The 897-nt window shown below is 36.7% G+C and carries 1 protein-coding gene; it reads left to right on the top strand.

All coding sequences use genetic code 11. The features are described from left to right. A partial coding sequence (gene porA / locus ACQ3F0_RS26735; protein WP_428868866.1) for a pyruvate ferredoxin oxidoreductase occupies window positions 1-897 on the top strand: 897 nt, incomplete at both ends.

Raw genomic sequence — 897 nt, 5'->3', positions numbered from 1 at the left:
CACCATCAACAGAAGTACCACAGTACTTTTCTAGATATGTTGCAAATGGTCAAGTAGATACTGAATTTGTACCAGTAGAGAGTGAGCATAGTGCAATGTCAGCATGTATTGGTTCTGAATCAGCAGGTGCTAGAACATTCACAGCAACATCATCTTGTGGACTTGCACTAATGTTTGAAGAATTATATATAGCAGCATCAAATAGATTACCAATAACAATGGCAGTAATAAACAGGGCATTATCAGGTCCTATTAACATAAATGCAGACCACTCAGATAGTATGCCAACAAGAGATGCAGGTTGGTTACAAATATATTCAGAAAACAACCAAGAAGCTTATGATAACTTTATACAAGCTGTAAGAATCGGAGAGCATGATGATGTAAGATTACCAGTTATGGTATGTCAAGATGGATTCATCACAAGTCATGCTGTTGAAAATATAGAATTAATAGAAGATGAAAAAGTTAAGAATTTTGTAGGTGAGTACTATCCAAAACATTACCTTTTAAATCCTGAAGAGCCAATGTCCGTAGGACCATATGATACACCAAGCTATTACATGGAACATAAAAGACAACAAGCCCAAGGCATGATGAATGCTAAAAAGGTAATTATGGAAGTTGCAGCAGAGTTCGAAAAAATGTCTGGAAGAAAATATGGAATGTTTGAATCTTATAAATTAGACGATGCTGAAACTGCAATAGTTATAATAAACTCAGCTGCAGGAACAGCTAAAGATGCAATAGATGCTTTAAGAGCAGAAGGCAAAAAAGTTGGACTTCTTAAGATTCGTGTATTTAGACCATTCCCAGCAGAAGAAATTGCAGCAGCACTAGAAGGAAAAGTAGCTGTAGCAGTAATGGATAGAGCAGAAGGATTCAACGCATGCGGCG

Source organism: Clostridium sediminicola (assembly GCF_050402865.1).
Lineage (GTDB): Bacteria > Bacillota > Clostridia > Clostridiales > Clostridiaceae > Clostridium_AF > Clostridium_AF sediminicola.
This window is presented reverse-complemented; position numbering and strand designations above follow the sequence as displayed.